The following is a 12,651-nucleotide window of genomic DNA, read 5'->3' on the forward strand; positions in this document are numbered from 1 at the left end:
CGCTTTGATGAGAGGATAGAGTTCCCTCATGCGCTCGGTCGCTGCCCTTGTGGCTGCTGCCGTCCATAGCTGCACCAGCTCAGCGGCCATGCCCTTGGCTTTGAGCTGCTCAGCCTGCTTGTCGATGTGCTGGAGCACTACTCGGATATGGCCGTAGTTTGTGTCTTGAGGCGCAGCAGCTTCACCAAGCGATGAGCCTATCTCTGCAGCCCGACGGCCATACTGTTCACCAGCTTGGCGCGCTGCTTCACGGGCTTCGGTGATAGGGCTCATCTGCTTGCCTCAGTGATTAGACCGCTGGACTTGGTCCACCAGCGCGTCCAATCGGGCCGTTGCAGCTTTTCCTGCCGCCTTCATCCATAGACCGGCCAGCTCATAGCCCAGGCCGCGCTCTGCGAGTTCGCGGGCGTGCTGCTCGATCTCTTGGGCCATTTCTTTGATGTAACCCATGATGACGTCTTCATTCTCAGCCTTGAGGATGCGGGGCAACAGTTCCTCTGCCAGCCCCAGCCCGTACCGTGCCCCGGCCTCGCGTGCGTCCCTAGGCTCTTCTGTCTCGGTGCTCACTTGTTGCTTACCCTCTCGCGCGGAGACTCTCACTGATAACGGTGTTCAATGAGGCCCTGACCTCGCCGCTATCCTCATTCTTCCTCCTGATAGCCTTTTGGGCCGCCAGGCACGCCAGCGCCGACGCTGAGGGGTTTGCTACCGGTTCTCGCTGGACCTGCTACCGCCTCTCTTGCCTCGTGTGGACGCCACGTTCTGTTAGGAGGAAAAGCGGATCGGTCGGGCCTAAGGGCTGACGGTCTGATCGAGCTAAACGGCGACCGGCTCTTCGTTCCTGACTGGGATAGGCTGAAGGAAGCAGGCGAGTTCGATCCCACCTACCTGTATCTGGAGAGCGATCGGGCCGCGGCATGACCTTCAGCCTTCAGCCCCTGCGCGTTGCAACCGGCTTTGACGACGAAGGCATGATGATCCTCGACGAGGAGAAGCGGCTGGTGGCGGTGCTGGTGCACCTCTCGGATGAGAACGAGGTGGCTCCGGGGCAGTGGTACCTGGAGGCAGGCTTTGGCCGCCTTGATGGCGGAAGCCACCCGCTCTTCTCCAACCTGGATCAGGCACAAGCCTGGATTAGTCAGCGTTTCGAAAACAGACGGTAAGCGGCTTCCGCTCGAATACGCTGCTTCCGGTTCGATAAACACGCTTACGCGAAATTCCGCGGAGCATCTGTCGCTAAAGAAGAACGCCCTAGCCGAGGAGGGTAGAACTCTCGACCAGGGCGCTTGCAGTGCTGAGCCCACTGCGTCGGACAGATACACAACGGGCCCGGTTCAACCACCCTGCAAGGTCACGGTAAACTATCGGTAGCTGCTCGTGGGCAGTTCCATAAAGCGTCTTTCCACGAAATCCGATCCCGTTCTTACATTTGGGGTGCGACTTCAACTGAAGGAGCATGGCGCTAACATGCGCATTGATCCGTGCAGCCTGTGCGTCAGCAATCTGGCTTTCGGCATCATCCTAAAATATCGGCTGGCTTGCGATCAGTCATTGCCTCAGGCCCAGCGCATTACGCGGCCTGCCAAGGGTTATGAAGCCGACCCTGGCCCGAGAGGAGTCATCGACGCCTACTGCTCGGTGAAGAAGGTGAGCACGACCTTGCCCTTGTCGCTGACCAGGCAGACAAAGCGATTAGGCTTGTCGCTCTTCTCGCGCTGGAGATAGGCGTCACCCATGACTACCATCTTGATCGGCGTGTCCTCGACTTTGGTCTGTGCCTTGGAGATCGCCAGCGACTCGATGTCGAAGGTCAGGTGCTCAATCGAGGGTGAGCGTTCCTTGAGGGCAGCCAAGCCGGACAGGCGACAGGCCTCTACCTCGGCTGGAACTTGGGCGAAGGCGGGCGACGACATAATGAGACAGCTTGTAAGAGCACCAACTATGTAACGCATGGGAAGCTCCTCGGGAGAAGAAGGGATTGGCGTAACCTGTGGTAGTCGAGGCAGAGCAGCTTGTTATTGATATGCGGTCCCTCGCACGGCACGATCGACTTCACTGATCATGTCTGACAGGCGATAAGGCTTTGCGAGAAAGGCGGCTTCCGTTGGAACACGGTTTCCATGACACCTGCGGGAGCGGCCTGATGCGAAGACAACCGAAAGGCTCGGCTGAGCCTCAAGAGCTTTGTTGGCAAGATCGCAGCCATCTCCTCCACCCAGGTTGATGTCTGTGAACAACACATCCACTGCCTCGTGTGCGAGGATCACCGCGGCCTCTTCGGCGCTGGCCGCAGAGAAGACTGCGAACCCCGCTTCCTCGAGAGCTTCCGCGGCAATCTCGCCGATCATCAGCTCATCTTCGACCACAAGAACACGCTTGCGACAGGTATCGGCGAACTGGTCCTCGAGCTTTGACCTTCGCGTCCAAGCAGATAAGATTGGCGTCATGGCGAACATGCCCTTACTTCGAGAGTTCGCTTGGTTAACTGTGAACCGAAGGGAGGCGTTCACCCGCAGAAACGGTTTCCGCTCAACATGGTGAGCGATCCGTTAACAGCCGCGCCAACGGTCCTGGAGGTTCACAGCTCTCTGGAGATCTGCTGTGTCAATAACCGGCCTTCCGCGAGATCCTCTTGATTGGTTCCGCAGAGGGCACGTTTGCCGATGAGCCTGGATCGGCCTGACTACGGATGGCTCGGGTGCGCTCGATAAGATCAAGCGTCTGCTCGATCACTTCTTTGGCGCTCTCAATCGCCTCCTGAAGGGCGCGGCGGGTCTGTTCGGTCTGGCTGATGATGTCATCCATAGGAGGAAGCCTGCACTCTGACTATGCGGCGTGGCGCGACGGTTTCCGGATGCGAGACTTCACCTGCGAGAGAGCAGCACGGATAGGCGCAGCCACCTGTGCGTCGTGCGCTTCCTCGATCAGGGTTGTGACAACCCTCGAGGCCGCTGGTCGCGTGCTCTCAGTCATTCCGTTACGCTCTCCGCGATCTAAGATGGGAGCGTATGCCCTCAACCCTGCCGGCTAAGAACCAGGCTGAGCCCTTCGAGTTCCCTAAAGACGCTTATCGGAATTACGCGATCCAAGGACTCGGCGACTGACTCTCGTCGTGGTGCTGTCCTTCGTGGAACGTGACGCGGGCGACCTCGTCTCTGATCGCCTGTGCCGTCTTGGGCCCGATGCCCTCGAACCGCTCGATCCGGCCCGCGATTGCCCTGAGCTGGGTGATGGTCCGAATGTTCTCTCTCCGCAGCACGTACCAGGCCTTGGGAGGCAGGCGGAGACCTTTAAGGGATCCGAGGTGGGTTCCGTTATGATGAGGCATCTGGCTTACCTTCTGGCTCAATGCGCGCAGTACCATGAGCTGCCTGATGACGGCCATGGTGGCTTGGCTGCCTTCCGACTTGCCGAGGATCTACCAGCATCGGTCAGATTGTCCGGAAGAGCTTTAATGTAAGTTAGTGCCGTGGCCGACCATTCCATAAAGGGCCTTCTGCGAACCGGCTCCGTTCAGGCGCGACAGGATCTCGGACCAGGAGTAGGATGGGGCAACAGCCATATCGATCTGCCATCCGCCATCGAGGCGCTGATCGAGCGTCCCGCTACACGAGGGAGGAGCTCATGCGACAGGTCCTGTTTGGGTTGGCCGGGGTGCTGGTGGCAGGTGCTGTCTGCGCCGAGGAGTATAGCTTTTCAGCCCTGATCCAAGATGCGTATCCCGATCAGACCATCATCCAGTGTGATGGGCCAAGGATCAGCGGGCGGGTGCCAATAAAAGGCTGCACGTTGCGTGAACGGGCCGTCGCGTACCCAAACCATCACAGGCCGCTGCGCTCCCCCGGAGTGGCTTGTGCGGCTGGGCATCCAATCGAGTTTCATCCTAACGGCACGCTGGCGGAGTGTGTGCTGGATGCCGAGCAGCCGGTGGATGTTACCGGTCTTGGCTTCAACGTGCCCTTACGGGGCTGCAAGGGGCGGGTGCGCTTCGATAAGGATGGCTGGCTGGAGTGCTAGCTCTTGCAGAGAGTTATGCGACACTGGCCGGTTCCATAAACGCCCTTGCGCGAAATTCTGCAGAGGATCTGTCGCCAAACAAAAACGCCCCAGCCGAGGGGAGTCGTGGACCCTCGGCCAGGGCGAAGGCTGCGTTCGGCAGAACACAGCAATGGGCAGATGCGCAACACGCCCGCTTGCACGTATCCTGTACGGCCAAGGTAAATATTACGTAGCCGCTCGTGGCCGTTCGATACTGGAGGTTACGCGAAATGGCGCGGCAGGTTTTCCGCGCGGTATGGGAGTTCTGGAATGCGTGCCTTACGCGCGTGGATCGGCACCCCTGACCTGGAGCTGATCCTTGGCCGGTATTATATCCAAGTCCGGTCGCTATCTTTGGCCCGCTGGAATGGGAGGGCTCCCTCATGACGCCATTCCCCATCAACCCCCATCTGATCCAAGACCTTGAACATTATGCTGCCTCCAGCATCGAGGACGATCTCCTGTTGACGAAGGTGAGAGCCCAGTACCCTAAGGCCTCTCTTGCCGAGATCAGACGGGCAGCCCTCTACATCACGACGGATCCTTTTCCAGCAAACGCCGCCGTCGCGGCCCGCATGTCTCGGTTTGTGAGAAGCCTAGGTCAGTGATTGGCGTTATGGAACGCGTTAGACGGGAGCCGGGGCCTCGCGCGGCCATTCCATACTGACGCTTATGCGAATTACGGCGATTGGTTTTCTGCGCGTGCGAGGCGTTCCGACAGAACCCGGATCAAATCGAAATGGTCTTTCCGAGCCTTCTCCACGGGTTGACCGGAACCAACGTTCGCTAAGGCGCGAATTTGCTTTTCCTCATAGGCAATGCGCTGCCGGATGCTGTCCGGGGTAGTGTGCATGGCCGCCTCTTTTTGCACCCATCTGGATTGTTGACCGTTCGCCTTAGGCATCGGATCCTCAGGATTGCTGTCCCAGAAGGTCAATCTAGCCTGCGGGGTAAGCAGGGCAATAAGCGGCTCTGTCACTTCTGCTCGATGGGAGGGGTTTCACGTCTCATCCGGTCAAGCAAACTCCGGACCCTCGTGCCCTGGAGGCCGGTTCCATATAGGCGGTTCCGCGAATACAGGGGTTGCTTTTCCACACGCCCGAGGGCTCAAGGCTTTTCGGCCGTGGCCACGATGACCGGCATCGGCAGCTCGAATGCGCCGTTCCTTGCGTAAGCGCCGACGGCTTGTCGCACCGCATCGCGGATGGCCGCCAGAGCCTCTGGCGTCTGCGCCCGAAGCAAGGCGGCGGCGCGGACGGACCCTTTCATGATCACCTTGAAGGGTTCGTCCGGCGACGCTACGCGCCAGATCAGCGGGGTCTTGGTAACGGTCACAGAGCGGAAGCCCGCAGTCTCGAGGCTCCGCTCACATTGGGCGGGATCGCCGAACAGGAAAAAGTTGGGTCCGGGCGGCAAGGAAACATCCATCCGACCGTGGGCTTGCACGGCGCTGTAGAACATGCCGAAGCCGATGCACTCCGGCGCCCAGGCGCTGAAGGCCACGCGCCCCCCGCTGCGCAGCACGCGGAACGCCTCGCGGAGGAAGGCATCCGGGTCGGGAAAATGCGGCATCCCGAAGTTGCTGATGACGGCATCGAAACCGCCCTCCGGGAACGGCAGCGCGCCGGCATCACCCTCGCGGAATTCGATGGTCGGATAGTGCCGTCGCGCCAGAACAAGCTGCGTGGCCGAGAAATCGACCCCAACGACCTCGGCGCCGTGCTCGGCCGCTGCGGCCGCGGCATAGCCTGGCCCTGTCGCGACATCCACAACCCGCGCGCCGCGCCTGACCCCGGCGGCAGCGAGAACCGCCTCGACGGCTTGCGTCGTGAGGGGCGAGAGGTGATCGTGGTATTCGGTCACGACGTCCTGCGCCGACCAGCCCTGATGCTCAAAGTCGCGAAACGAGGTGTCCGGCTCTGTCATCGCAGCCTCCATCGGATCGGGGCATCCGAGAGCCTACCTTACACCAGTCCAAACAGGGGTGACGAGGACAGTTGCATACAGGGCCTTCCGCGAAATTCGCGGCTCAGTTGACAGTCTCGGTCGGGCGATCCTGGATGCTTCTCTCAAGCTCGAGCATACCGCTGGTGATGCTCGCCCAGCTTCCAGCCATCAGCAGTGTGGCCGAGACATTCACAAGTGCCAGGACGATTACCAGGACCATCACGAGGCGGGGAAACTCTGGCGGCTGTCGGCCGCGATCCCCTGACCAGTTGATCCTATGCTGAAGGTTGGAGGCGATCATCGGGCCATTCCTCAAAGGAAGTCCAACCAAGCCTGCCGTATAATGCGCTTCCTGCGTCAACGGCGAGGTGCGCCAGGGCACCTGGACGGATGCGAATTACGTGGCCCCCGCGTGCGGTTAGGCGCATCATCAGCAGCAGTTTGGCGTTGGGCCCAGCTCGGCATACCGCCATGTCGATGACACTGAACAGATGCGAAGTACTTGCTAAGATTGACCGGGACATCGCTGAGGGCGAACGGCATGTGGCTGAGCAGATTGTCCTGATCAAGTGGATGAGAGAGGAGTGCCTCGACACGACCTTGGCGCAGAAGTTGCTCTGTAATCTAGAACAAGTCCTGGAGCATTGGCACGCCCACCGACAGTCTATCTTGGAAGCCAACCCGCAAGACCGAGCGTAAGATCTCTAATTCCATAAAGGGCGTTCTGCGAATTACGCGGACGATCTTCTTGCGCGTATGACTAGGCGATATGCGCGATAGCAGAGATCAGCGCGACAATGATGGTTGGCCCAATACCTGCACCTAGCGCCTAAGAAGCCAAAACGAGAGCAGATAAGCGGAGCATGAGCGACCCTCCTCTATCAATGCTCCCGCCAGAGCGGTCTGGGAGGCCAGATATGCAATCCGGTGGGAGTTCAGCGTCCGCTAAGCATTAGCCATAGGGCTCACTTCGTGGATTGGGACGGGGTTATTAGGGGTGCCTAGAGCCTGCGTAGGCTGGCTCGCTCATTAACGCGGTTGTGGCACCAACTGTCGTAACGGCGGTCAGTGCCAGCACTGCGGCAAGAGCAAGCTTGCGGAAGTAGGTCATCGCCATTCTCCGGGTTGCGGGAAGGCAAGATTGCTTCCCGATTGCGATGATGCTCACTTCCGAAGTGTAAATCTGTGATCTAGTTCACAGTTTTCAGGGCTCAGGCATGAGACGGTGTTCCCGCGCGCGAAGCCGTTCATAAGCCCTCAAGCCTCAATAGCCCGCCGAGCATTCCATAAAGTGTCTTCTCGGAAATTGGACGACGGTTTTCCGCGCAGTATCGGCGTTATGGAATGCGGCCACGCTTCCTGACCCTCGCGCGATCTGCGGCCAAAGGCTCAAAACCCCGGACCAAAGCTCTAGGACCAACAGCAGATCACAACCGCCTCTGATGCAGCGAAGATCAGGATGATCGCCGCAACCAACTGCATTCTCTCCCTTGGCGTGTTGCTTGGTACTGCGTTCTGTTCCCTTGGTTGCTCGATCCAGTTGCCGGAGGCAGGGGCAAAGCCTCCGGCAACTGCTCCCACGAGAGGTTTTTCAGGTCACATCCCTTGATCGGAGAGGGAGCATGTCACACGAACGGCAAGCTCAGTGGACTCATCGGCTTGAGCGCCTTCATGCCTTGAGAGAGCGCTTGACTGCCGCCAACCATTATGACCGGGCCTACAAGGCCTACCTCACCATTCAGCACGTGTATGACCGCTGGGCGGATGAGATGTTCGGCTTGCATACGTAGCCCTGCTGCCGCTTGGCTCGTGCCACGGACTTCAGCGCCTGGCCTACAGTTGGGCCGTGCGCTACCCCTTCTCGCATCAGTTCGTCGGTGTGATTTCGATTACAGACGGTTTGCTGGGTTCCAGGGCATGAAAGTGCAGTAGCTGTTCTCACGATAGGAGCTGAGATCATGAATGCCTGCTCTCACTGCTGGTCCCGCTATATGGATGCTATGGTGCTCTCGCGCGAGGCTTCAGATCCGTCCATAAGCAAGGCCTTGATCCGAGAAGCTTACACGTGGCTGCAACGCTACTTCGATGCCGAGGATCGGGCAGTGGCTCAGCTGGAACGACTCGCAGCACGCTAACTCCTGCAAGCGAACCCTATTCCAAGAGTCATGCTTGATCGGGGAGCGCAGCTCGTCAGGCATGAGGCGCCCGTTCTTTCACCGGTTGACGAGAGCCAGCGGGGGCGAGGGCAGTGGCATCCAGTGCGTCGGCTCACAGGGGACGCCGCCAGCACTTCGCCATCTGGTTCCATCCCAATAGCCTTCAAAGACATTGCCGTAGATGGCCCACCGGCTATCCATGACGCTGGCAAAGGTTGCCGGAGTCTTGAGCTGATCGTCTGCGGCCTCCTCACGCGGTGCGACCGCCTGGGTCTGAGAAGCCTCGACGAGATCGCCGCCCCCGTCCTCCTCGGCTTCGGCCGACTGGCTTTCGTCCGCCTCTTCCGCCGTGACGGTGATGCCCATCTCGGAGAGCTGATCGAGGACGTCCTTGATCTGCTTCGGGGAGAACTTGTTAGAGGGCAGAACCTCATTCAGCTCGTCGTATGTAACATAGCCTCGCTTCTTCGCAAACTTGATGAATCGTCGAACGGCGGCGTCGGCCAGGTCGAGCAGAGGCCCATCGCTCGGTCGCAGAGCCTCTATCGCCTCTGAGCTTCCGCGAGGGAAGGGATGCGGGTAGAGCAGGAGTGGCCTGCCTCTGTCGCGTGGCGCAGTGGCAATGGGTTTCCAGGCTGTCATTAGAACCCTCCTGCTACGAACTTCACTTGGCACCGCCCTCTCGACTAAACGCCTCGGCTTTGCCGAATGCCCTGCAACAGTCTGTCCAAAGCTGCTTCAAGCTTTGGGTTTGGATCTAAGGCTTTTGGAGGGAGGCCGATTCCCTTTCTTAAGTCGCCCAGATTCACCGTAGGAACCGCTTCGCTCTTGCATTTGGGCGAGTTAATTTTTTGAGCCCCTGGGGAGACCCTGGACGGGCGTGGGGCGCTGGATGGAGTAACGGGCCGCCGATCCCGAGAATGGCCGCCACGAGCCGCCGCTGCGCGTCCGTTGGCCTTGATGAAGGCGGGCGCGTACTCCGACCCGAACACGAAGCGGATCGGCTTGCGGCGCAGGCCGTCTTCCGTGGCCTTGTACTTTGATCCGGAGGAGATGGCGCGATCGAGGAAGCCGATCTCCTCAAGGACGCGGATTGCCCCTCTCACCTTCGCCTCGGACAGCCTGAGATCGTCGCGGTCGGCGAGCTCGCGGCGATCCATCACAAACCCCTCGACGATCCGCCCGGGCGCTGACCAGAAGCGAGCGATGAACATCGCCAGAGAGAAAGCAGCCTCCCGGTTGCGGAATGGCATCAGGGCTGCCGCCAGGCGGTCCCGTATTTCACGTGGCAGACGATAAGGCCCCTCCCCCTGAGACGGGTGGAAAGGCCGGCGGACTCGTCGCGCTCGCGCCTGCATGGGCAGGACAAGCGGAAGCCGCGCTTGAGCAACAAGCATGTGTTCCCCTTCGGTCTGCAAGGCCTGTCGCAGGGGGAGGTGCTTCATGTGGGCAAAGCTCCGCCGTCGCGAAAAATGACGTTTTCCGCTTGACGAAAGCACAGCGCTTAGGGGATGATCATGTCGCCAAACGATGATTTTCCCCGGCGCTTGCCGGACATGAGGCCCGCCCCTTCGGCGGGCTTTTGTGTGTCTAGGCTCTACTCGTCTCCTCGATGCGCGATTCAGTGCGCGCACCACCGGCTACGGTGAACGGCGGACTCACCACCGTCAACAGGCCGAGCCTTAAACTGACTCCACACCTGTTAACGAGCCGTTAACTATTCGCCTTGAGGCTACTGCGCCGAAGTGGAAGTCCCCGTGCTGGTCCTGACAGAGAGTGACCGCTATGGCCGATCCCCAGCCGTGTCACGAATGCCGGAGACTTGTCGCGCGGACCAAGAAGCGTGGGAGCTCACACAGCACCCTTAAACGGGTGAAGAGGCGGCCGGATATCGGGCACGTGCCTGACATCAGCCGTGCCCCTGAATATCAGTGTGTCATCTGTGGGTTCATCCTCGCCCAGGCTCGAAACGAGACGAGCCGGACGTGGCGCTTCGGGAAATGAACGGCGTCACGGCCTATTACTAAGAGCCGCTAGACTCTCCCTGCGGTGGTGTAGCCGCATGGATTTGTTGTCTGTAGTGCCATTAAGTCACGTGAATGAAATGACGTGCCAGATATGAATGCAATGACTTCATTGAATGCATTCATTTCATTGGAATCACGTCAGGTCATGTGACGCGACGAGCATTAACGGTTATTTAATTCAAGGCTGATGAATTACTCCGGCGTACTTCGGAGACATTCATGCCAATTATTGTCGTCAGCAACCCCAAGGGAGGTACGGGTAAAAGCACCACGTCTCTTGTCCTTGGCACCACGCTCGCGCGTCATGGCGCATCCGTCACTGTCTTTGACTGTGATCCGAACAAGCACCTGGTGGCTTGGCGCGACGGACCAAGTGCGAGCGCGGTCAAAGTGATTGGTCATGCCGACTCCAGCAATATCGCAAGAATGCTCAAGGCTGAGGCCGCCGAACGTCAGTTCGTAGTTGCTGACCTCGAAGGCACTGCCTCCTTGCTTGTGGCGTCAGCCATCCTTGCGGCGGATCTTGTGGTTATCCCAATGCAGGGGTCAGCCATGGATGCTTCCCAGGCTCGCCGCGCCATTTCCTTTATTGACGACCAAGCCGCAGCTGTTGGCCCCCGCCCGTATCAGGTCCTTTTCACCCGTACGAAACCAGGCTTTGCGACCCGGGACGAGCGAGCAATCCGAGACACGTTCATCGGGGCAGGGGTGCCAATGCTCAAGACGGATCTGGCTGAGCGGGCGGCCTATCGGTCAATGTTCACGTTCCGCCAGAGCCTTGAAGAGATGGACCCGACAGCAGTCAACGGCCTCGACAAGGCTATCGAAAACGCCGATGCGCTGGTCGCTGAGATTATCGAGTCATTGCGCGGAATGCGGAAAGCAGCGTGAGAACTGACACCATGACGAAACCTGTTCCAGCCGGCCTTGCATCTCTAACAGACTTTCGGCCAGCAAGTCCTTCACAAAGCATCCATGAACATGCCGCGCCTCCTATGAAGGCGATTGCGGAGGCGCATGGTTTCGTGGAGCGCAATCCTGTTGTGCCTCGCAAGCGGCGCAAGCCGGTTGATGAGCCAACTCACTCGTTTACGGCTCGAGTGAGCGTACGTTCAGCCAACGCCTTCATCGAATGGTGCGAACGGGAGCGGATCTCTTATCGAGAGGGCTTTGACAGGCTTGTGGGTCTGATCGATCGGGCCTGATCCAACGAATGTGGCACTCGCATGAGCTAATATCGGGATCTCATACCTACACCTTTACGTCCGGGAGCTGGCGTTGAGTGATGACAAGGAAACCGTTGCAACCCGCCTCTGGCGTGACCGGGTGCAAATCCGCGAGCAGGAGCGGAACGACGCCCAGGCTCGCGCCCGCATCGCCGAGGAGAAGGTGGCGATCCTCATGGCCGAGAACGACCGGCTCACGGCCGAGAACGCGCGGCTGCGTGCCCTGCTCAACCCGGATGCAGTCCGAACTCGCCCCGAGACTGAACAGCAGATGCAAGCCCTCAGGGGCGCGCTAATGCCTCTGCTTGTTCAACCAGCTGTGATTATGAATTCATAAGAATGTTTCGGAGGAGAACGGCGCAAATGTATCGCGCCGCCCTCCTTATGAGCGACTTTAGCGCCCGTGGCGTGCAACTTGATGGATGTCGCTCCGGGAGAGGCCGATGTCCGAAAGCTCCCGGTCGGACAGGGCAGACAGTTGACGGGCTGTCTCACGGGAGCGCAGCCACCGACCAAGGCTCGAAAGAATAACTGATAGAAACATGACTCGACCTCAACAATGGGCCAGCACGAGCGCAACCGCGCCCCGCGTTGGCAACGAGAAAAAAGCCACCTGGGTGGTGGCCGAGTTTTGGGAGGAAACCCGCCACGGAAGGCCGCGACGGATGAGCGGCATGTAAGGCGCATGAGACAGGAGATGAACCCCGCGAGAGCCCAGACCACCCATGAGCAGACGGCATGGAACAGGGCAGGGGTGTTTACACCCTGTTAAGTCATCGTGGCGCCCGTCCGGGCATCGCTTGACAACCTGTCTCTCAACGCAAAAATTATCCTGAAATACGGAGAAGTTGCTGTGGATGTGGTCGTGACGCCTGCGGCGTTCAAACCGCGCGCTTGGACGTTGAGCGACCGGCTTAGGCGGCCCCTTGGGACAATCACCGAAGCATCCCCAAAGCTCTTCGTCGTCAATGCAGACAAGGCCTCCGGATGCAGCTCGTCGATCCGACAGACGAGAGCACTGGCAATGACCAACACCGTGCGCTTCCCACCCGGCACGGATATTCACGCCCTCGAAGAAAAGCAGTTCCTTGGGAGCGTCGGAGGCTTGTCGGTCTCAGTTGCCCAACAGGCAGGGAAACCAGCCGCCCCGCTCATCCTGGTCGTTCTGGGAGGCGTGGACGGCATCAATGCCCTCCATTCCTTCAGCCCCACGCCAGAGGGCGCGCAGCTTGCGGTGCTTGCCGGCCGTGTTGCCGT

20 protein-coding genes are annotated in these 12,651 nt (G+C 59.5%); 8 read left to right on the plus strand and 12 right to left on the minus strand.

The genetic code is table 11. The features are described from left to right. Both DRB19_RS26700 and DRB19_RS26705 read right to left on the minus strand, forming a co-directional pair. Positions 1-273: hypothetical protein (locus DRB19_RS26700; protein ID WP_162815893.1), on the minus strand; the 273-nt coding region annotated here is incomplete at its 3' end. A 9-nt stretch (positions 274-282) separates the two neighbouring features. Further along, positions 283-489, minus strand: a complete 207-nt coding sequence (locus tag DRB19_RS26705) for a hypothetical protein (protein ID WP_147023599.1) — start codon at positions 487-489, stop codon at positions 283-285. A 428-nt stretch (positions 490-917) separates the two neighbouring features. On the opposite strand from DRB19_RS26705, the gene DRB19_RS26710 reads away from it, so the two are divergent. Then, on the plus strand, positions 918-1,163 hold the full coding sequence (locus tag DRB19_RS26710) for a hypothetical protein (protein WP_114189040.1): 246 nt from the start codon (positions 918-920) through the stop codon (positions 1,161-1,163). Between the two features lie 465 nt (positions 1,164-1,628). On the opposite strand, the gene DRB19_RS26715 is transcribed toward DRB19_RS26710, so the two are convergent. The 4 genes from DRB19_RS26715 to DRB19_RS26730 all read right to left on the minus strand — a co-directional run bounded on the left by DRB19_RS26715 (position 1,629) and on the right by DRB19_RS26730 (position 3,328). Next, a complete protein-coding gene (locus DRB19_RS26715) occupies positions 1,629-1,952 on the minus strand; it encodes a hypothetical protein (RefSeq protein ID WP_114189041.1) in 324 nt (107 codons plus the stop codon). Positions 1,953-2,015: 63 nt separating this feature from the next. Then, positions 2,016-2,447: a response regulator gene (locus tag DRB19_RS26720; RefSeq protein ID WP_114189055.1), complete on the minus strand. Its 432-nt coding sequence runs from the start codon at positions 2,445-2,447 to the stop codon at positions 2,016-2,018. Positions 2,448-2,604: 157 nt separating this feature from the next. Further along, positions 2,605-2,805 carry a hypothetical protein gene (locus DRB19_RS26725; RefSeq protein ID WP_114189042.1) on the minus strand — a complete coding sequence of 67 codons (201 nt, stop codon included), beginning with the start codon at positions 2,803-2,805 and terminating at the stop codon, positions 2,605-2,607. A gap of 271 nt (positions 2,806-3,076) precedes the next feature. Further along, positions 3,077-3,328, minus strand: coding sequence for a hypothetical protein (locus DRB19_RS26730; protein WP_147023354.1), 252 nt, complete (start codon positions 3,326-3,328; stop codon positions 3,077-3,079). Positions 3,329-3,624: 296 nt separating this feature from the next. Between DRB19_RS26730 and DRB19_RS26735 the strand changes: the two genes are divergently transcribed. Both DRB19_RS26735 and DRB19_RS26740 read left to right on the plus strand, forming a co-directional pair. Next, positions 3,625-4,017, plus strand: coding sequence for a hypothetical protein (locus DRB19_RS26735; RefSeq protein WP_114189044.1), 393 nt, complete (start codon positions 3,625-3,627; stop codon positions 4,015-4,017). Positions 4,018-4,421: 404 nt separating this feature from the next. After that, complete coding sequence (locus tag DRB19_RS26740) at positions 4,422-4,646, plus strand: hypothetical protein (protein ID WP_114189045.1); 225 nt, start codon at positions 4,422-4,424, stop codon at positions 4,644-4,646. A 71-nt stretch (positions 4,647-4,717) separates the two neighbouring features. Here the strand turns inward: DRB19_RS26740 and DRB19_RS26745 are convergent, their stop codons facing one another. The 3 genes from DRB19_RS26745 to DRB19_RS26755 all read right to left on the minus strand — a co-directional run bounded on the left by DRB19_RS26745 (position 4,718) and on the right by DRB19_RS26755 (position 6,286). Beyond that, positions 4,718-4,975, minus strand: a complete 258-nt coding sequence (locus DRB19_RS26745; protein WP_147023234.1) for a hypothetical protein — start codon at positions 4,973-4,975, stop codon at positions 4,718-4,720. A 170-nt stretch (positions 4,976-5,145) separates the two neighbouring features. After that, positions 5,146-5,964 carry a class I SAM-dependent methyltransferase gene (locus tag DRB19_RS26750; RefSeq protein WP_114189047.1) on the minus strand — a complete coding sequence of 273 codons (819 nt, stop codon included), beginning with the start codon at positions 5,962-5,964 and terminating at the stop codon, positions 5,146-5,148. A gap of 103 nt (positions 5,965-6,067) precedes the next feature. Continuing rightward, positions 6,068-6,286, minus strand: coding sequence for a hypothetical protein (locus DRB19_RS26755; protein WP_114189048.1), 219 nt, complete (start codon positions 6,284-6,286; stop codon positions 6,068-6,070). Positions 6,287-7,607: 1,321 nt separating this feature from the next. On the opposite strand from DRB19_RS26755, the gene DRB19_RS30350 reads away from it, so the two are divergent. Beyond that, positions 7,608-7,775 (plus strand): hypothetical protein, encoded by a 168-nt coding sequence (locus tag DRB19_RS30350; RefSeq protein WP_162815894.1) that lies wholly within the window; start codon positions 7,608-7,610, stop codon positions 7,773-7,775. A 423-nt stretch (positions 7,776-8,198) separates the two neighbouring features. Here the strand turns inward: DRB19_RS30350 and DRB19_RS31990 are convergent, their stop codons facing one another. Together DRB19_RS31990 and DRB19_RS26770 are read right to left on the minus strand one after the other, a co-directional pair. Further along, on the minus strand, positions 8,199-8,783 hold the full coding sequence (locus DRB19_RS31990) for an RNA polymerase sigma factor region1.1 domain-containing protein (RefSeq protein ID WP_114189050.1): 585 nt from the start codon (positions 8,781-8,783) through the stop codon (positions 8,199-8,201). A gap of 44 nt (positions 8,784-8,827) precedes the next feature. Further along, the gene (locus tag DRB19_RS26770; protein ID WP_245439846.1) at positions 8,828-9,586 is read right to left on the minus strand and encodes a hypothetical protein; all 759 of its coding nucleotides are present in this window, start codon (positions 9,584-9,586) and stop codon (positions 8,828-8,830) included. 801 nt (positions 9,587-10,387) lie between these two features. Here DRB19_RS26770 and DRB19_RS26775 point away from each other — a divergent pair. The 3 genes from DRB19_RS26775 (at position 10,388) to DRB19_RS26785 (ending at position 11,731) form a co-directional block, all read left to right on the plus strand. Beyond that, complete coding sequence (locus DRB19_RS26775; protein WP_114189051.1) at positions 10,388-11,059, plus strand: ParA family protein; 672 nt, start codon at positions 10,388-10,390, stop codon at positions 11,057-11,059. A gap of 11 nt (positions 11,060-11,070) precedes the next feature. Beyond that, positions 11,071-11,373, plus strand: coding sequence for a hypothetical protein (locus tag DRB19_RS26780; protein ID WP_162815895.1), 303 nt, complete (start codon positions 11,071-11,073; stop codon positions 11,371-11,373). A gap of 73 nt (positions 11,374-11,446) precedes the next feature. Beyond that, positions 11,447-11,731, plus strand: a complete 285-nt coding sequence (locus DRB19_RS26785) for a hypothetical protein (protein WP_114189053.1) — start codon at positions 11,447-11,449, stop codon at positions 11,729-11,731. A 57-nt stretch (positions 11,732-11,788) separates the two neighbouring features. On the opposite strand, the gene DRB19_RS26790 is transcribed toward DRB19_RS26785, so the two are convergent. Continuing rightward, positions 11,789-11,938: a DUF1127 domain-containing protein gene (locus tag DRB19_RS26790; RefSeq protein WP_114189054.1), complete on the minus strand. Its 150-nt coding sequence runs from the start codon at positions 11,936-11,938 to the stop codon at positions 11,789-11,791. A 480-nt stretch (positions 11,939-12,418) separates the two neighbouring features. Between DRB19_RS26790 and DRB19_RS30355 the strand changes: the two genes are divergently transcribed. Next, positions 12,419-12,651 (plus strand): hypothetical protein (locus DRB19_RS30355; RefSeq protein ID WP_162815896.1); only part of this gene is annotated, 233 nt, incomplete at its 3' end.

It is taken from the genome of Microvirga aerophila (assembly GCF_003332305.1).
Classification (GTDB): domain Bacteria; phylum Pseudomonadota; class Alphaproteobacteria; order Rhizobiales; family Beijerinckiaceae; genus Microvirga; species Microvirga aerophila.